The 21,246-nt window shown below is 42.6% G+C and carries 8 protein-coding genes; 4 read left to right on the top strand and 4 right to left on the bottom strand.

The window, feature by feature from the left end; all coding sequences use genetic code 11:
- Nucleotides 1-51 precede the first annotated feature (51 nt).
- From EAE93_RS11420 to EAE93_RS11410, 3 genes are all read left to right on the top strand, one after another.
- Nucleotides 52-4,476 (top strand): SpvB/TcaC N-terminal domain-containing protein, encoded by a 4,425-nt coding sequence (locus tag EAE93_RS11420; RefSeq protein ID WP_214039689.1) that lies wholly within the window; start codon nt 52-54, stop codon nt 4,474-4,476.
- Nucleotides 4,477-4,528: 52 nt separating this feature from the next.
- Nucleotides 4,529-4,849 (top strand): phage holin family protein, encoded by a 321-nt coding sequence (locus EAE93_RS11415; protein ID WP_036780739.1) that lies wholly within the window; start codon nt 4,529-4,531, stop codon nt 4,847-4,849.
- A gap of 144 nt (nt 4,850-4,993) precedes the next feature.
- Nucleotides 4,994-7,876 carry an RHS repeat protein gene (locus tag EAE93_RS11410; protein ID WP_235319385.1) on the top strand — a complete coding sequence of 961 codons (2,883 nt, stop codon included), beginning with the start codon at nt 4,994-4,996 and terminating at the stop codon, nt 7,874-7,876.
- A 237-nt stretch (nt 7,877-8,113) separates the two neighbouring features.
- Here the strand turns inward: EAE93_RS11410 and EAE93_RS11405 are convergent, their stop codons facing one another.
- The 4 genes from EAE93_RS11405 to EAE93_RS11390 form a co-directional block, all read right to left on the bottom strand.
- Entirely contained in the window at nt 8,114-9,025 is a 912-nt protein-coding gene (locus tag EAE93_RS11405) for a LysR family transcriptional regulator (RefSeq protein ID WP_040150254.1), read from the bottom strand.
- A 445-nt stretch (nt 9,026-9,470) separates the two neighbouring features.
- Nucleotides 9,471-10,250, bottom strand: a complete 780-nt coding sequence (locus tag EAE93_RS11400) for a DUF4123 domain-containing protein (RefSeq protein WP_214039688.1) — start codon at nt 10,248-10,250, stop codon at nt 9,471-9,473.
- 318 nt (nt 10,251-10,568) lie between these two features.
- Nucleotides 10,569-11,315, bottom strand: a complete 747-nt coding sequence (locus tag EAE93_RS11395) for a hypothetical protein (protein ID WP_214039687.1) — start codon at nt 11,313-11,315, stop codon at nt 10,569-10,571.
- Entirely contained in the window at nt 11,312-13,240 is a 1,929-nt protein-coding gene (locus EAE93_RS11390; RefSeq protein ID WP_214039686.1) for a lipase family protein, read from the bottom strand. The genes EAE93_RS11395 and EAE93_RS11390 overlap by 4 nt, the downstream gene beginning before the upstream one ends.
- A 719-nt stretch (nt 13,241-13,959) precedes the next feature.
- On the opposite strand from EAE93_RS11390, the gene EAE93_RS11385 reads away from it, so the two are divergent.
- Entirely contained in the window at nt 13,960-21,105 is a 7,146-nt protein-coding gene (locus EAE93_RS11385; protein ID WP_214039685.1) for a Tc toxin subunit A-related protein, read from the top strand.
- The last annotated feature ends 141 nt before the right edge of the window (nt 21,106-21,246 follow it).

Raw genomic sequence — 21,246 nt, 5'->3', positions numbered from 1 at the left:
TCAACTAAGTGCTAAAACAGGCCCCTAAGCGGGGCCTGCAAGGAGTCTTTCATGCAAAATTCACAAGATTTTAGTATTACGGAACTGTCACTGCCCAAAGGGGGGGGCGCTATCACGGGAATGGGTGAAGCATTAACCCCCACTGGACCGGATGGTATGGCCGCGCTATCTCTACCATTGCCTATTTCTGCCGGGCGCGGTTATGCTCCCGCATTCACTCTGAATTACAACAGCGGCGCCGGTAACAGTCCATTTGGTCTGGGTTGGGATTGCAACGTTATGACTATCCGCCGCCGCACCCATTTTGGCGTCCCCCATTATGACGAAACCGATACCTTTTTGGGGCCAGAAGGCGAAGTGCTGGTGGTAGCGGATCAACCTCGCGACGAATCCACATTACAGGGTATCAATTTAGGCGCCACCTTTACCGTTACCGGCTACCGTTCCCGTCTGGAAAGCCATTTCAGCCGATTGGAATATTGGCAACCCAAAACAACAGGTAAAACAGATTTTTGGTTGATATATAGCCCAGATGGGCAGGTGCATCTACTGGGTAAATCACCGCAAGCGCGGATCAGCAACCCATCCCAAACGACACAAACAGCACAATGGCTGCTGGAAGCCTCTGTATCATCACGTGGCGAACAAATTTATTATCAATATCGCGCCGAAGATGACACAGGTTGCGAAGCAGATGAAATTACGCACCATTTACAGGCTACAGCGCAACGTTATTTACACATCGTGTATTACGGCAACCGTACAGCCAGCGAAACATTACCCGGTCTGGATGGCAGCGCCCCATCACAAGCAGACTGGTTGTTCTATCTGGTATTTGATTACGGCGAACGCAGTAACAACCTGAAAACGCCACCAGCATTTTCGACTACAGGTAGCTGGCTTTGCCGTCAGGACCGTTTTTCCCGTTATGAATATGGCTTTGAGATTCGTACCCGCCGCTTATGCCGTCAGGTATTGATGTACCATCACCTGCAAGCACTGGATAGTAAGATAACAGAACACAACGGACCAACGCTGGTTTCACGCCTGATACTCAATTACGACGAAAGCGCGATAGCCAGCACGCTAGTATTCGTTCGCCGAGTGGGACACGAGCAAGATGGTAATGTCGTCACCCTGCCGCCATTAGAATTGGCATATCAGGATTTTTCACCGCGACATCACGCTCACTGGCAACCAATGGATGTACTGGCAAACTTCAATGCCATTCAGCGCTGGCAGCTAGTCGATCTAAAAGGCGAAGGATTACCCGGCCTGTTATATCAGGATAAAGGCGCTTGGTGGTACCGCTCCGCACAGCGTCTGGGCGAAATTGGCTCAGATGCCGTCACTTGGGAAAAGATGCAACCTTTATCGGTTATTCCTTCTTTGCAAAGTAATGCCTCGTTGGTGGATATCAATGGAGACGGCCAACTTGACTGGGTTATCACCGGACCGGGATTACGGGGATATCATAGTCAACGCCCGGATGGCAGTTGGACACGTTTTACCCCACTCAACGCTCTGCCGGTGGAATACACCCATCCACGCGCGCAACTCGCAGATTTAATGGGAGCCGGGCTATCCGATTTGGTGCTGATCGGCCCTAAGAGCGTGCGTTTATATGCCAATACCCGCGACGGCTTTGCCAAAGGAAAAGATGTGGTGCAATCCGGTGATATCACACTGCCGGTGCCGGGCGCCGATCCACGTAAGTTGGTGGCGTTTAGTGATGTATTGGGTTCAGGTCAAGCCCATCTGGTTGAAGTAAGCGCGACTAAAGTCACCTGCTGGCCTAATCTGGGGCGCGGACGTTTTGGTCAACCCATTACCTTACCGGGATTCAGCCAGCCAGCAACCGAGTTTAACCCGGCTCAAGTTTATCTGGCCGATCTGGATGGCAGCGGTCCAACGGATCTGATTTATGTTCATACAAACCGTCTGGATATCTTCCTGAACAAAAGTGGCAATGGCTTTGCTGAACCAGTGACATTACGCTTCCCGGAAGGTCTGCGTTTTGATCATACCTGTCAGTTACAAATGGCCGATGTACAAGGATTAGGCGTCGCCAGCCTGATACTGAGCGTGCCGCATATGTCTCCCCATCACTGGCGCTGCGATCTGACCAACATGAAGCCGTGGTTACTCAATGAAATGAACAACAATATGGGGGTCCATCACACCTTGCGTTACCGCAGTTCCTCCCAATTCTGGCTGGATGAAAAAGCCGCGGCGCTGACTACCGGACAAACACCGGTTTGCTATCTCCCCTTCCCGATCCACACCCTATGGCAAACGGAAACAGAAGATGAAATCAGCGGCAACAAATTAGTCACAACACTTCGTTATGCTCGTGGCGCATGGGACGGACGCGAGCGGGAATTTCGCGGATTTGGTTATGTAGAGCAGACAGACAGCCATCAACTGGCTCAAGGCAACGCGCCAGAACGTACGCCACCGGCGCTGACCAAAAACTGGTATGCCACCGGACTGCCGGTGATAGATAACGCATTATCAACCGAGTATTGGCGTGATGATCAGGCTTTTGCCGGTTTCTCACCGCGCTTTACGACTTGGCAAGATAACAAAGATGTCCCGTTAACACCGGAAGATGATAACAGTCGTTACTGGTTCAACCGCGCGTTGAAAGGTCAACTGCTACGTAGTGAACTGTACGGATTGGACGATAGTACAAATAAACACGTTCCCTATACTGTCACTGAATTTCGTTCACAGGTACGTCGATTACAGCATACCGACAGCCGATACCCTGTACTTTGGTCATCTGTAGTTGAAAGCCGCAACTATCACTACGAACGTATCGCCAGCGACCCGCAATGCAGTCAAAATATTACGCTATCCAGTGATCGATTTGGTCAGCCGCTAAAACAGCTTTCGGTACAGTACCCGCGCCGCCAGCAGCCAGCAATCAATCTGTATCCTGATACATTGCCTGATAAGTTGTTAGCCAACAGCTATGATGACCAACAACGCCAATTACGGCTCACCTATCAACAATCCAGTTGGCATCACCTGACCAACAATACCGTTCGAGTATTGGGATTACCGGATAGTACCCGCAGTGATATCTTTACTTATGGCGCTGAAAATGTGCCTGCTGGTGGTTTAAATCTGGAACTTCTGAGTGATAAAAATAGCCTGATCGCGGACGATAAACCACGTGAATACCTCGGTCAGCAAAAAACCGCTTATACCGATGGACAAAATACAACGCCGTTGCAAACACCAACACGGCAAGCCCTGATTGCCTTTACCGAAACAACGGTATTCAACCAGTCCACATTATCAGCGTTTAACGGAAGCATCCCGTCCGATAAATTATCAACGACGCTGGAGCAAGCTGGATATCAGCAAACAAATTATCTATTCCCTCGCACTGGAGAAGATAAAGTTTGGGTAGCCCATCACGGCTATACCGATTATGGTACAGCGGCACAGTTCTGGCGCCCGCAAAAACAGAGCAACACCCAACTCACCGGTAAAATCACCCTCATCTGGGATGCAAACTATTGCGTTGTGGTACAAACCCGGGATGCTGCTGGACTGACAACCTCAGCCAAATATGACTGGCGTTTTCTGACCCCGGTGCAACTCACCGATATCAATGACAATCAGCACCTTATCACACTGGATGCATTGGGCCGACCAATCACATTGCGCTTTTGGGGAACTGAAAACGGCAAGATGACAGGTTATTCCTCACCGGAAAAAGCATCATTTTCTCCACCATCCGATGTTAATGCCGCTATTGAGTTAAAAAAACCGCTCCCTGTAGCACAGTGTCAGGTCTACGCACCAGAAAGCTGGATGCCAGTATTAAGTCAGAAAACCTTCAATCGACTGGCAGAACAAGATTGGCAAAAGTTATATAACGCCCGAATCATCACCGAAGATGGACGTATCTGCACACTGGCTTATCGCCGCTGGGTACAAAGCCAAAAGGCAATCCCTCAACTCATTAGCCTGTTAAACAACGGACCCCGTTTACCTCCTCACAGCCTGACATTGACGACGGATCGTTATGATCACGATCCTGAGCAACAGATCCGTCAACAGGTGGTATTCAGTGATGGCTTTGGCCGCTTGCTGCAAGCCGCTGCCCGACATGAGGCAGGCATGGCCCGGCAACGCAATGAAGACGGCTCTTTGATTATAAATGTCCAGCATACTGAGAACCGTTGGGCAGTGACTGGACGAACGGAATATGACAATAAGGGGCAACCGATACGTACCTATCAGCCCTATTTCCTCAATGACTGGCGATACGTCAGCAATGATAGTGCCCGGCAGGAAAAAGAAGCTTATGCAGATACCCATGTCTATGATCCCATAGGTCGAGAAATCAAGGTTATCACCGCAAAAGGTTGGTTCCGTCGAACCTTGTTCACTCCCTGGTTTACTGTCAATGAAGATGAAAATGACACAGCCGCTGAGGTGAAGAAGGTAAAGATGTAACGTGATCAATCCCGCCTGGCTGACAGGCGGGAAACATAGATAGAGGTGAAAGGTGTTGCTCATAATACCGTCAGACACTCAACTTATTATCTGGTTGATCATTGGTTTTATTGCGGCCTGGGGCGGACTCGTAAGGTACCTCATTGATATGCAAAACAAACAATATAAATGGAGTTGGATCAACGTATTCTGTCAACTCATCATCTCCTGTTTTACCGGTGTACTGGGAGGATTGCTGAGTTTTGAAAGTGGCGGCAGCATCTATATGACTTTTGCGATTGCAGGTCTATTCGGCACAACAGGCAGTACCGGATTGAACTGGCTTTGGCGCCGCCTCATTACGCATCATCAAGATCATGGAGGAAAGCAATAAAGCATTCCCATTGCTACAACAAACCATCTGTCTCCAGTTAAACTGGGAAATTATCCACTACACTATCGTAAGAAAACTAATATGCAGACAAAAATTGTGATTGCAGAAAGGATTACACACAACAACCCAACAACGAGGTAACTCATGAAAAACATTGATCCCAAACTTTATCAAAAAACCCCTACTGTCAGCGTTTACGATAACCGTGGTCTGATAATCCGTAACATCGATTTTCATCGTACTACCGCAAATGGTGATCCCGATACCCGTATTACCCGCCATCAATACGATATTCACGGACACCTAAATCAAAGCATCGATCCGCGCCTATATGAAGCCAAGCAAACCAACAATACGATCAAACCCAATTTTCTTTGGCAGTATGATTTGACCGGTAATCCCCTATGTACAGAGAGCATTGATGCAGGTCGCACTGTCACCTTGAATGATATTGAAGGCCGTCCGCTACTAACGGTGACTGCAACAGGGGTTATACAAACTCGACAATATGAAACTTCTTCCCTGCCCGGTCGTCTGTTATCTGTTGCCGAACAAACACCCGAGGAAAAAACATCCCGTATCACCGAACGCCTGATTTGGGCTGGCAATACCGAAGCAGAGAAAGACCATAACCTTGCCGGCCAGTGCGTGCGTCACTATGACACGGCGGGAGTTACCCGGTTAGAGAGTTTATCACTGACCGGTACTGTTTTATCTCAATCCAGCCAACTATTGATCGACACTCAAGAGGCAAACTGGACAGGTGATAACGAAACCGTCTGGCAAAACATGCTGGCTGATGACATCTACACAACCCTGAGCACCTTCGATGCCACCGGTGCTTTACTGACTCAGACCGATGCGAAAGGGAACATTCAGAGACTGGCTTATGATGTGGCCGGGCAGCTAAACGGGAGCTGGCTAACACTCAAAGGCCAGACGGAACAAGTGATTATCAAATCCCTGACCTACTCCGCCGCCGGACAAAAATTACGTGAGGAACACGGCAATGATGTTATCACCGAATACAGTTATGAACCGGAAACCCAACGGCTGATCGGTATCAAAACCCGCCGTCCGTCAGACACTAAAGTGCTACAAGACCTGCGCTATGAATATGACCCGGTAGGCAATGTCATCAGCATCCGTAATGACGCGGAAGCCACCCGCTTTTGGCACAATCAGAAAGTGATGCCGGAAAACACTTATACCTACGATTCCCTGTATCAGCTTATCAGCGCCACCGGGCGCGAAATGGCGAATATAGGTCAACAAAGTCACCAATTTCCCTCACCCGCTCTACCTTCTGATAACAACACCTATACCAACTATACCCGTACTTATACTTATGACCGTGGCGGCAATCTGACCAAAATCCAGCACAGTTCACCGGCGACGCAAAACAACTACACCACCAATATCACGGTTTCAAATCGCAGCAACCGCGCAGTACTCAGCACATTGACCGAAGATCCGGCGCAAGTAGATGCTTTGTTTGATGCAGGCGGACATCAGAACACCTTGATATCAGGACAAAACCTGAACTGGAATACTCGTGGTGAACTGCAACAAGTAACACTGGTTAAACGGGACAAGGGCGCCAATGATGATCGGGAATGGTATCGTTATAGCGGTGACGGAAGAAGGATGTTAAAAATCAATGAACAGCAGGCCAGCAACAACGCTCAAACACAACGTGTGACTTATTTGCCGAACTTAGAACTTCGTCTAACACAAAACAGCACGGCCACAACCGAAGATTTGCAAGTTATCACCGTAGGCGAAGCGGGCCGGGCACAGGTACGAGTATTACATTGGGAGAGCGGTAAACCGGAAGATATCGACAATAATCAGTTGCGTTATAGTTACGATAATCTTATCGGTTCCAGTCAACTTGAATTAGATAGCGAAGGACAAATTATCAGTGAAGAAGAATATTATCCCTATGGTGGAACAGCATTATGGGCCGCCAGGAATCAGACAGAAGCCAGTTATAAAACTATCCGTTATTCAGGCAAAGAGCGGGATGCCACCGGGCTATATTACTACGGCTATCGGTATTACCAACCGTGGATAGGACGGTGGTTAAGCTCCGATCCGGCAGGAACAATCGATGGGCTGAATTTATATCGGATGGTGAGGAATAATCCAGTTACCCTCCTTGATCCTGATGGATTAATGCCAACAATTGCAGAACGCATAGCAGCACTAAAAAAAAATAAAGTAACAGACTCAGCGCCTTCGCCAGCAAATGCCACAAACGTAGCGATAAACATCCGCCCGCCTGTAGCACCAAAACCTAGCTTACCGAAAGCATCAACGAGTAGCCAACCAACCACACACCCTATCGGAGCTGCAAACATAAAACCAACGACGTCTGGGTCATCTATTGTTGCTCCATTGAGTCCAGTAGGAAATAAATCTACTTCTGAAATCTCTCTGCCAGAAAGCGCTCAAAGCAGTTCTTCAAGCACTACCTCGACAAATCTACAGAAAAAATCATTTACTTTATATAGAGCAGATAACAGATCCTTTGAAGAAATGCAAAGTAAATTCCCTGAAGGATTTAAAGCCTGGACTCCTCTAGACACTAAGATGGCAAGGCAATTTGCTAGTATCTTTATTGGTCAGAAAGATACATCTAATTTACCTAAAGAAACAGTCAAGAACATAAGCACATGGGGAGCAAAGCCAAAACTAAAAGATCTCTCAAATTACATAAAATATACCAAGGACAAATCTACAGTATGGGTTTCTACTGCAATTAATACTGAAGCAGGTGGACAAAGCTCAGGGGCTCCACTCCATAAAATTGATATGGATCTCTACGAGTTTGCCATTGATGGACAAAAACTAAATCCACTACCGGAGGGTAGAACTAAAAACATGGTACCTTCCCTTTTACTCGACACCCCACAAATAGAGACATCATCCATCATTGCACTTAATCATGGACCGGTAAATGATGCAGAAATTTCATTTCTGACAACAATTCCGCTTAAAAATGTAAAACCTCATAAGAGATAACGAAAATTTAATATTCTTTATCTATTTTTAATCTCCCCCCTTGAATTTACATTCAAGGGGGAAAACTAATAAGAAACCATCTTTAATAATAAGCCATAAGAAAATATTTATCTCATGGCTTATTTATTTTTTATATCACATTTGAAAATATTAAGACATTTTAATTTTAGTGTTAATGTAAAACAATCAAGATCATATTTTATCAAAAACATATAACCCATTAATTTACATCCAACTCTAAAATATCAAATCAGAAATTAATGAATTTAATGGCTCTTTATATTTATTTCTGAGCGCATAAGCACAATACCTTACCGATGGTGCTGGACGTGATTCAAAATTCAGAAACGCTATACTTTTATCAATATGGGTAGAATAGCGCATTTCATTAGGAGTCATTAAACTTATCGCGACACCCGCTTTTACCAGATCTAATCTATTAGTAAAATCAGGCACCGTCAATAACGCTAGATTCTGGTATTCAGGCAGATAATTCAATGGCATGAAATTATCGCACTGTTTTAAAAAGGCACTATTATGCTGAACCAAAGGAAAACTATATATTACTTCATCCGCATGACTTTCTGCTTCCAAAATATCATTGGATACGGCAAGAGACAGCTTTTGATAAGCACCATCTATCCTGATAATATCATCATTATCTGGATAACATTCCGTAGTCACATAAACCGTTATATCCCCTTTTATTAAGGAAGAAAATACCGCGTCTTGCCTTATTAAATCATCAATGAGAAAATTGTTGATTATACAAATATCGCGGTAATGATAGCGTTGCACCGCTCTTTTTACGACTGTAGATATCTTATTAACATATTCTCCACTTGTGCCAATAACCAGTTTGTCTCTGTTTGATAATTTATAATTTCGACGACAATTCCAGTTATCTTCAACTTTCTGAATCCTTTCATAACATGGCAACAACTCCTGATATAATGCCTTACCCTCTTCTGTGAGCTTGGTTTTTCCCGGTAATCGCTCAAATAATTGGCAACCTACACGCTGTTCCAGTTGATATACAAGCCTGCTAAGTGGAGAGGGGGTAATGCAAAGCGTATCCGCTGCTAACGTGAATGACTCTTTCTTAGCTGATTCCATAAAATACTTTAGTTGCTTTGAACAAAATATCATCACATACCCTCTTGTTTTCATTCCAGAAATAGAATATTAACCATAGAACATGACAACTATGTTTCTACTTTGCATTCTTTTACATTATGGTATGCATTAATTGACATTGGATTTCACCACTTTAATTCTTAATATTTATTTAATAATTACATTATATTTATAAAATAAATATAATTTACCACTATGTTGGAATAATGATTTTAATGAAAACCCAGATCATTTCATTGAATATAAATATATCTCATTATCATTCATATTTTATATTTCAATTTATTACAAAAACATTTACATTAAATCAACCTCAATATAACATTAAATAAATTATATAATTTACATCAACCACAATTGATTAATATTTCACAAGAAGAAACTAACCGCATTTCTTCTTGTTTAAAATCGCCATAATGATAGGTTTATAAATTCGTAAAATATTGACTATTACTCGCTAATTAATGCCCGTATATTGTTCATCGAGCGTCTGTAAATAATCCGCACTGGTCAGGTGACTAATATTACATCCACTTTCTAAACGCGATTTCAGCCAATCAATAATCCGCTCCTGTAATTTCCCTGCTGGCTCATCCAGCTTATCAGCCAATTCACCGTGGTTTTCCCATAAATCGCTAATAAGTGCGAATACCTGACCTTGAAAAGCATAATCAGAATGTAACCAAGCCTCAATTAAATGGTCGCCCAAGACAAAGGTTTGTTCACTCCCACCGTGACCACAATTTTCAGGCCGATAATAAATCTGCGGCTCGGGCATATCGATCATGAGTTCACTTACCGGTGTCAAAAATGCCGACCAATCGCTGACGATCATTGCCGGTAATAACTGACCGAGGATACGCGCATCCATACTGCGTAAGAGCACCTGTTTCTCCTGTAATATCACCTGCTGACGTGAACGCCAATGATTAAGCTGTCGCGCCCATAAATCCTCACTGCGATAAGCCCAACCCCAACTGTTATCGCTCAGGGTATGGCTATCAAGCAGATGACCGATTACTGACAGACAGCCTGACTTAGGCTGAACCAGCCAAGGGCTTTGCGCCAGCAGGTGATCCATTGGTGTATTGCTGTATAGCGGAAAAGCCTGCTCTACCCAGTCATTACGATAAAAGAGCGCCACCGGGTTAGGTTCCGCCAGTGAATTGAGCATAAAGAAAACAGGTGGCTTATTAGGCGTAGTCAGCCATTGTTTCCAGTTCATAGAAGTGTTCATACATCCTCCAGGTTATCGATAATCAAGTTAGCTTCCAATTGAACCTGCACAGCACAAAGCGGTCTGGCAGGATACTTAAGGCGCGACGCCTTACCGTGATCAACTATTTCTCCTCGTCAGGTGAAAAAGGAAAAAGCCAGTTAAAAAAAGTGTCACCAAACGCCCAGTAAATAAAATAGAGAAATAATAAGGACAGCGTTATTTTCAATATTTTCATACGGACAGTTCCTGTTTATCACAGTAATGCTGTAAGGCCAGTTCCCCTTGTTCTTCCTACTGGCTCACGGTCAGTGATTTTTACTGGAAACGCTGTTAGCACTACTTTATTTTCCAGTAATCAATAGAATCTCTGTTTAAATCAATTCTGCCATCAGGGTATTCAACTCTTGAAGGTTCTTTACCCGGTGGGATAATAATTTTCGGCATTTTGGTTTCATCCAACTTAGGCTTAAAGATGATTTTCCATTCCGCTCCTGACGTTAATTTCAACCGAAAAGGATACGTATCCACCACCCCCTGCAAGAAAATTCTATTTGGACGCCCATCAACTATCTTTAATACAGGGTAAATAACCGGGCTGAAATCTATAGTATTCAATGCTGCAATTTCGCTAATATTTGTTCTGGCCGCGTCGTTGATAAATGCAGTTAATCCTGTCCCTGCATAGGGAATAGCATCTTTCATCAGATGGCTAACATCAGTATAACCCACCGCCACAGAGGCTTGGTCAATTTTCCATTTACACCAACCTCCGCCATTAAAGGGTAATTTTTCCTGAAAATAACCGGTCTCTGGATTAACCTTTACATCTAGACTCAATCCGTTATAAGTCGGTACCTTATGAGGCGTCATCGTCGCACTAAACTCATACTCAAGACAAGATTTTGAGATATATTCTGCCGACACATACGGTTTTGTGTATTTCGGCGCTATGCCTTCCACAGTAATCAACGGCCCCTTTCCGAGAGATGAAAAGGGAAACAACCAGTTAAAAAAGGTATCACCAAATGCCCAGTAAATAAAATAGAGAAATAATAAGGACAGCGTTATTTTTAATATCCTCATGCTGAAAGTTCCTTACCATCGCAGTAGTACTGTAAGGCCAGTTTCCCTTTTTCTTCCTGCTGACTGACGGTCAATGATTTTATTAACTGTTTATCCATTTCCAGAAAACAGAGATTACGGTAGTAAACAGCATCGGGTATGAACCTCTTATAAACATCCATTTTCTCCTTAAATTGACGCTGACTGTCCTGGTAAACCGTTATTTTATCTGGTTCGCATAACTCTTTAAGACGTGCATCAATATAACCGGCATATTTAGATGAGAAGTGATTAAGAATACTTATTCTGTCTTTTAACTCAGGATTTTTATTTTCATCAAACAGTTTATCCTGTTCTTGCGGGCTTAGTTGATTAAACAAAGCATTTTGCTGTTCACCGGCCTGAGAGAAGAAGTGCTCTGTTTCTTTATTCAGTTCAGGAATTAAATACAGTTTTGTTATATTACTTAATATTTCCTCTGCACTCAATCTGGTTATCAGCGATACATTACTGGCGGCAATCAGCCATTCCGGGCAGGCACTGGCCTTTAAAAAATGAACCACTTTGCCATGATGCAGGTAAATTTCCTTACTGGCTGTCGCCTGCTTAATTGCCTGAATAATCGGTGAGGGAGACAATAATTTCATGATTTCCCAGTCATATCCCGCCGGCGTCCAATAATTGAAGAAAACATTATCCATATCCTGTTCAAAAGGCACCAAAGGAATGGGGTCATTTTCATTAACATGACGATAATGGATAATAGCAGATAATTCTTGTACTGCACTGCGGGTTAATGTTCGCGGCATCCCGTAACTGTAGAGACAAGGATTGTGCTCTTTCAGTTGTGCACTATGTAGTAATGCTAACGCCCCTCCCAGACTGTGCCCACAAATAAATAACTTCCTTTTTTTAGCCAAATCCAAGATATCGCTGAATACTGTTGTAACTTTAGTTTTTTCACTGGGAACTTTTAACTTCCCAACCAAACTGAATGCCTCCCAAAACCCTTTATGCGCTTTGCCACGTTGAATAAACCCGCTGCACAGGGCTTTCTCATCATCGCAACTCAAACTTAATGGCTGGAAGGTAATATCAGTCAGGTCATTCTCCAGACTGGCTGTGCCCCGCCAACTAACAAGAACATCACTGTTGCTGGCAATATAAAACAGTCGAGTATCACCCTGTTTATTGTCTGCCGTTTTTGAATCAATAAACTCTATCCGGGTATAACGTTTACTAAACGGCACATCATAAACCACAGGCGTTGCAGAAACATCGTTCATCCGATAAGGCAGTTTTGAGACATCCACCATTTGTCGGTTAAAAAAGTGAAGTACAGAGCCTTCAACATCAACATCCTTACCGGCATAAGCCAGCACACTCATTAAACACTGGTTATAGGCATTAACAATTGAGTATTCCTTCTGGTGATGTAGTTGCAAAACCCAAGCTCGAAAAGGACATATTTCTAGCACATACCGGCGATTTAACGGATGAACCTGATAACCTTTTGGTTCCGAATTAGGAAAATGATAGGGAGGAAGGAGATTGTTAGGATCATTCCAATCCTCAAGCGCCGGCAACCCATCACTAATCTGCCCGATAGTCACATAGCGATATTGATGGCCTTCGGCTTCTGCTTTTGGTTTCACCACTGAAAATTCTTCTCCCCGTTTTTCCCGCAACGGGCGCTGCTCCATTTCGTCGGCCAGTGGTTGGGCGCCGATATACAAAGTTACCGGATGAGGCAACAGATCCTCTTCTCTGAGCACACCGAAACCGTCGGTTGTCCCCTGGCGTACATAACCTGGGGTTCCGCGACTGATCAGGCGATAAGGCATGTTGACCAGCGGTTTTCCCTGTTCATCCACCAGCTGAAATTCCACCCAGTTTTTCAAAAACCGTTTACAATCAAGACACAAGCGTGGATCTGATATACCCATTAGTTTTACTTCCTTCTTTTAACGTTACATATGTAAGCACGCAGACCCCACGTCATGCGTTGAAAGTCTCACAAGATTTCCCCGCCCGGCTATCAATCACCTTCATCAGCATCAATATCCTGTCAGGAATAGCCGTGATTGATTGCGTCACCAAAGAAACAAGATAGTAAAAATCCTATTACCACAGATAAGAAACACCGCTTATACCGTGAGTAATAGCAAGTTGAACGACAGGAAGACGAAATGTATCCCCATCGATTAATCCCTTTGAATAAGGGAACAGGAGTTGAAAGTTCCGTCATATTGTCCATATGACGGAACTCAAGTTATGATTATTAAATCATCACCAAATAGCAAGAAAAATTTTCATTTTTTTAATTTACAAAAAGTAGATTTTGTAACAAAGTGTTACAAATTCAATAAAAGATTAAGTTATTGTAAATATAATGGCGAATGCAATGACCAAAATACCCCATTGCCAAAAGAAGCAGTCCACGATATATAAAAAAATCTAGCCTTTACTGATTTTCCACATCCAGTTTTGAGCAAAAAACAATTGCAAATTTTGCGTCTGCTTTTTTTGCAACAGCTATTTCAAGAAAACAGTGACATAGTGATTACCCTCATCTTCCTGTAGAACGGAATCACTCTCTTATTGTATTGATGATACAGAGATCACACGGATGTTTCATTTACCTTATGATTTAAAAGGAATAAACATGAACTCATACGTGAAAGAGATACCTGATGTATTACAAAGCCAATATGGTATTAATTGTCTGACAGATATTTGCCACTATTCTTTTAATGAATTTCGTCAGCAAGTCTCTGATCATCTCTCCTGGTCAGAGACCAACCGCTTATATCGTGATGCACAACAGGAACAAAAAGAGAATCAATTATATGAAGCTCGTATTCTTAAACGCGCTAACCCGCAGTTGCAAAATGCAGTGCACCTCGGTATTACCCTCCCTCATGCTGAATTACGAGGCTATAATAGTGAATTCGGTGGCCGAGCCAGCCAATATGTGGCGCCGGGTTCGGTTTCCTCTATGTTCTCCCCCGCAGCTTATTTAACTGAACTCTATCGTGAAGCACGTAATTTACATGCCAGCGACTCCGTTTATCATCTGGATGAACGCCGCCCAGACCTCCAATCAATGACGCTCAGCCAGCAAAATATGGATACCGAACTTTCCACTCTTTCTCTGTCTAATGAAATTTTGTTGAAAGGAATTAAAGCTAATCAGTCTAATCTGGACAGCGATACTAAGGTGATGGAAATGTTATCCACTTTCCGTCCTTCCGGCACGATACCTTATCATGATGCTTACGAAAATGTACGTAAAGCTATCCAATTACAAGATCCGAAACTTGAACAATTTCAGAAATCACCGGCGGTCGCCGGATTAATGCATCAAGCTTCATTATTAGGAATTAATAACTCTATCTCACCAGAACTGTTTAATATTCTGACAGAAGAGATTACCGAAGCTAACGCAGAGGCAATTTATAAACAGAATTTTGGCGATATTGACCCTGCCTGCCTGGCAATGCCGGAATATCTGAAAAGTTATTATAATTTTAGTGATGAAGAACTCAGTCAATTTATTCGCAAATATCCAGATAATGAACTAAATACTCAGAAAATACATTTACTAAAAATCAATAAAATTATTTTATTATCGCAAGCCGTGAATCTGCCGTTTTTAAAGTTAGATGAAATTATTCCAGAACAGAACATTACCCCGACAGTATTAGGGAAAATCTTTCTAGTTAAATATTATATGCAGAAATACAATATTGGTACGGAAACTGCCTTAATATTATGTAATGATTCCATTTCACAATACTCCTATAGTAATCAACCTAGCCAATTTGATCGCCTATTTAATACCTCGCCACTCAATGGACAATATTTCGTTATCGAAGACACTAATATTGACCTAAGTCTGAACAGTACCGATAACTGGCACAAAGCAGTACTTAAACGTGCTTTTAATGTCGATGATATTTCCCTCTATCGTTTACTCCATATTGCCAATCATAACAATACCGATGGAAAAATTGCTAATAATATAAAAAATCTTTCCAATCTTTATATGACTAAACTACTGGCAGATATTCATCAATTAACGATTGATGAACTGTATTTACTACTGATAACTATTGGTGAAGATAAAATAAATTTATATGATATTGATGATAAAGAGCTGGAGAAACTCATAAACAGACTCGATACCCTAAGCAATTGGCTGCATACACAAAAGTGGAGTATCTATCAGTTATTTTTGATGACCACCACCAACTATGACAAAACACTAACGCCTGAAATTCAAAACTTACTCGATACGGTCTACAATGGCTTACAGAACTTCGATAAAAATAAAACCAAACTTCTGGCAGCCATCGCGCCTTATATTGCTGCAACACTACAATTACCATCTGAAAATGTCGCACATTCTATTCTTCTCTGGGCTGATAAGATAAAACCAAGCGAAAATAAAATAACGGCAGAAAAATTTTGGATCTGGTTACAAAATAGAGATACTACAGAATTGTCAAAACCGCCAGAAATGCAGGAACAAATTATTCAGTACTGCCACTGTCTGGCACAATTGACAATGATTTATCGTTCTTCCGGCATTAATGAAAACGCTTTCCGTCTATTTATCGAAAAGCCAACTATTTTTGGCATCCCTGATGAACCGAATAAAGCGACACCAGCCCATAATGCACCAACATTAATCATCCTAACCCGCTTTGCCAATTGGGTTAATTCTCTAGGTGAAAAAGCCTCCCCTATTCTAACGGCTTTTGAAAATAAAACCTTAACTGCGGAAAAATTAGCTAACGCCATGAATCTTGATGCTAATTTACTGGAACAAGCCAGTATTCAAGCACAAAATTATAAGCAGGTTACTAAAGAAAATACATTCTCCAATTGGCAATCCATCGACATTATTCTGCAATGGACTAATATAGCCAGTAATTTAAATATCTCCCCACAAGGTATTTCCCCTCTAATAGCATTGGATTATATAAAACCGGCTCAAAAAACACCGACTTATGCCCAATGGGAAAATGCAGCTATAGCATTAACTGCCGGGTTAGACACTCAACAAACTCATACTCTACACGTATTTCTGGACGAATCTCGCAGTACCGCATTAAGCAACTATTATATTGGCAAGGTTGCTAATCGGGCAGCATCAATTAAAAGCCGTGACGATTTATACCAATACTTACTGATTGATAATCAAGTTTCCGCTGAAATAAAAACTACACGTATTGCCGAAGCCATTGCCAGTATCCAATTGTATGTCAACCGAGCGCTGGAAAATATAGAAATCCATGCCGTTTCTGATGTTATTACCCGTCAATTTTTTATCGATTGGGATAAATATAATAAACGTTACAGTACTTGGGCTGGCGTTTCACAATTAGTTTACTATCCCGAAAATTATATCGACCCGACGATGCGTATCGGACAAACGAAAATGATGGATACGTTATTGCAATCCGTCAGCCAGAGCCAATTAAATGCCGATACGGTAGAAGATGCATTTAAATCTTACCTGACCTCGTTTGAACAAGTCGCTAATTTGGAAGTCATTAGTGCTTATCATGATAACGTTAATAATGACCAAGGACTGACCTATTTTATCGGGAACAGCAAAACAGAAGTTAATCAATATTACTGGCGCAGCGTCGATCACAGTAAATTCAACGACGGTAAATTCGCTGCTAATGCCTGGAGTGAATGGCACAAAATTGACTGCGCAATTAATCCCTACCAAAGCACCATTCGCCCAGTTATCTATAAATCCCGATTATATCTGATTTGGCTGGAACAAAAAGAAACAGCTAAACAAAAGGAGGATAATAAAGTCACTACAGACTATCACTATGAATTAAAATTGGCTCATATTCGTTATGATGGTACCTGGAATGTGCCAATCACCTTTGATGTAGATGAAAAAATACTAGCTTTAGAACTGACAAAATCTCAAGCACCTGGACTCTATTGCGCAGGTTATCAAGGGGAAGATACACTATTAATCATGTTTTATAGAAAAAAAGAGAAATTGGATGATTATAAAACTGCACCAATGCAAGGATTTTATATTTTCTCCGATATGTCTTCCAAAGATATGACCAATGAACAATGCAATTCTTATCGAGATAACGGTTATACACATTTCGATACTAATTCTGATACTAATAGCGTCATAAGAATAAATAATCGCTATGCAGAGGATTATGAAATTCCTTCATTGATCAATCATAGCAATAGCCATGATTGGGGGGAATATAATCTTAGCCAGGTATATGGCGGAAATATAGTTATCAATTACAAAGTTACATCAAATGATTTGAAAATCTATATTTCACCAAAATTAAGAATAATCCATGATGGAAAAGAAGGTCGAGAGCGCATTCAGTCTAATCTAATAAAGAAATACGGCAAATTGGGTGATAAATTCATTATTTATACTAGTTTGGGAATCAATCCGAATAATTCATCAAATAGATTCATGTTTTACCCAGTCTATCAATATAATGGAAACACTAGCGGCCTTGCTCAAGGGAGACTATTATTCCATCGAGACACGAGTTATTCATCTAAAGTAGCGGCTTGGATTCCTGGGGCAGGACGTTCTTTAATCAATGAAAATGCTAACATCGGTGATGATTGTGCTGAAGATTCTGTGAATAAACCGGATGATCTTAAGCAATACATCTATATGACTGACAGTAAAGGGACTGCTACTGATGTTTCCGGGCCAGTAGATATCAACACAGCAATTTCTTCTGAAAAGGTTCAAATCACAATTAAAGCTGGCAAAGAATACTCTCTTACAGCGAATAAAGATGTCTCCGTTCAGCCATCACCTAGCTTTGAAGAAATGTGTTACCAATTTAATGCTCTCGAAATAGATGGCTCTAATCTGAATTTTACTAACAATTCAGCCAGTATTGATGTCACTTTTACCGCACTGGCAGATGATGGACGCAAATTGGGTTATGAAATTTTCAATATCCCTGTTATTCAAAAGGTTAAAACCGATAATGCTCTAACTCTTTTTCATGACGAGAATGGCGCTCAATATATGCAATGGGGAGCCTATCGCATTCGCCTTAATACGCTATTTGCTCGCCAATTAGTTGAACGAGCTAATACTGGTATTGATACAATTCTAAGTATGGAAACTCAGAATATTCAGGAACCGATGATGGGAATAGGCGCTTATATAGAACTCATTTTGGATAAATATAATCCTGATATCCACGGCACTAATAAATCATTTAAGATTATATATGGTGATATTTTTAAAGCAGGTGATCATTTTCCTATTTATCAGGGAGCATTAAGCGATATTACACAAACAACAGTAAAATTATTCTTACCTCGCGTTGATAACGCTTATGGAAATAAAAACAATCTCTATGTTTACGCGGCCTATCAAAAAGTGGAAACAAATTTCATTCGATTCGTTAAAGAGGATAATAATAAACCCGCTACATTCGACACTACCTATAAGAATGGGACCTTCCCAGGGCTTGCATCAGCCAGAGTAATACAAACTGTCTCGGAACCAATGGATTTCAGCGGCGCTAATAGTCTCTACTTCTGGGAACTGTTCTACTATACCCCGATGATGGTTGCTCAACGTTTGCTACATGAACAAAACTTTGATGAAGCCAACCGTTGGCTAAAATATGTCTGGAGCCCATCCGGTTATATTGTTCGAGGTCAAATTAAAAACTACCACTGGAATGTGCGCCCATTACTGGAAAACACCAGTTGGAACAGTGATCCTTTGGATTCCGTCGATCCTGACGCAGTGGCACAGCACGATCCAATGCACTATAAAGTAGCCACCTTTATGCGTACTCTCGATCTACTGATGGCACGCGGCGATCACGCCTATCGCCAACTTGAGCGGGATACGCTGAACGAAGCCAAAATGTGGTATATGCAAGCACTGCACCTGTTGGGCAATAAACCCTATCTGCCTCTGAGTTCTGTATGGAATGATCCACGTCTGGACAATGCCGCAGCCACTACCACACAAAAAGCACACGCCTACGCAATAACCTCTCTACGGCAAGGCACGCAAACACCAGCATTATTATTGCGCTCCGCTAATACCCTGACCGATCTTTTCCTGCCACAAATCAACGACGTTATGTTGAGCTACTGGAACAAACTGGAACTGCGTCTGTATAACTTACGTCATAATCTCTCTATCGATGGTCAGCCTCTCCACCTACCGATTTACGCCACACCGGCCGATCCGAAAGCGTTACTCAGCGCCGCCGTTGCTACTTCTCAAGGCGGCGGCAAACTACCAGAGTCATTTATATCACTGTGGCGCTTCCCGCATATGTTGGAAAATGCCCGTAGTATGGTCACTCAGCTAATACAGTTCGGCTCCACGTTGCAAAATATTATTGAACGCCAAGATGCTGAATCCTTAAATGCTCTGCTGCAAAATCAAGCCAAAGAGTTGATTTTGACAACGCTCAGCATTCAAGACAAAACCATCGAAGAAATAGATGCTGAAAAAACTGTGCTGGAAAAATCCAAAGCCGGAGCAAAATCGCGCTTTGACAACTACAGCAAATTATATGACGAAGATGTCAACGCCGGTGAGCGTCAAGCTCTGGATATGCGAATAGCTTCCCAAAGTATTACCTCAGGATTGAAAGGCTTGCACATGGCTGCCGCCGCACTGGAGATGGTGCCCAATATCTACGGCTTTGCAGTCGGGGGGACGCGCTATGGAGCAATTGCCAATGCCATTGCGATTGGTGGCGGTATCGCCGCAGAAGGTTTGTTAATTGAAGCAGAGAAAGTCTCGCAATCTGAAATATGGCGCCGTCGCCGTCAAGAGTGGGAAATCCAGCGTAATAATGCCGAAGCAGAGATGAAACAAATCGATGCTCAACTTAAATCACTAACGGTACGCCGTGAAGCGGCGGTATTACAGAAAACCGGCCTAAAAACCCAACAGGAACAAACTCAAGCGCAACTAGCTTTCCTGCAACGAAAATTCAGCAATCAAGCGCTGTATAATTGGTTACGTGGTCGGTTAGCAGCCATTTATTTCCAATTTTACGATTTAGTCGTCGCCCGTTGTTTGATGGCAGAACAAGCTTACCGTTGGGAAACTAATGATAGCTCTGCACGCTTTATTAAACCGGGAGCCTGGCAGGGAACCTATGCCGGCCTGCTCGCCGGAGAAACCCTAATGTTGAACCTGGCGCAAATGGAAGACGCGCACCTGAAACAAGAGCAACGCGCACTGGAAGTGGAACGCACGGTTTCTCTGGCGCAGGTGTACCAATCCTTAGGGGAGAAAAGCTTTGCATTAAAAGATAAAATTGAAGCGTTGCTACAAGGAGATAAAGAGACTTCCGCCGGTAACGACGGCAATCAATTGAAATTAACCAACAATACGCTATCCGCGACGCTAACCCTGCAAGATCTGAAACTCAAAGATGACTACCCGGAAGAGATGCAGTTAGGTAAAACACGCCGCATTAAACAAATTAGCGTCTCCTTACCGGCATTATTGGGACCGTATCAAGATGTTCAGGCTGTCCTGTCTTATGGTGGCGATGCCACCGGGCTAGCTAAAGGTTGTAAAGCCTTGGCGGTCTCCCACGGCCTGAATGACAACGGTCAGTTTCAGCTCGATTTTAACGATGGCAAATTCCTGCCGTTTGAAGGGATCGATATTAATGACAAAGGGACATTCACGCTAAGTTTCCCCAATGCCGCCAGTAAACAAAAAAATATATTACAGATGCTGACCGATATTATTCTGCACATTCGTTACACTATTCTCGAATAACTATCACCCGTAACAGGTCCTAATCAGGGCCTGTTATTAAAATTCATCTTACATGCCACTGTTATTTCAAGTACCTGAATAGAAAAATTATCCCTATTATGTAAAAGGACTGAATGCAATTAACATAACAAAGGAAGTAAA

This window comes from Photorhabdus akhurstii (assembly GCF_018448925.1).
GTDB classification, from domain to species: Bacteria; Pseudomonadota; Gammaproteobacteria; order Enterobacterales; family Enterobacteriaceae; genus Photorhabdus; species Photorhabdus akhurstii.
The sequence above is the reverse complement of the archived record's forward strand: the minus strand, read 5'-3'. Positions and strand labels throughout refer to the sequence as shown.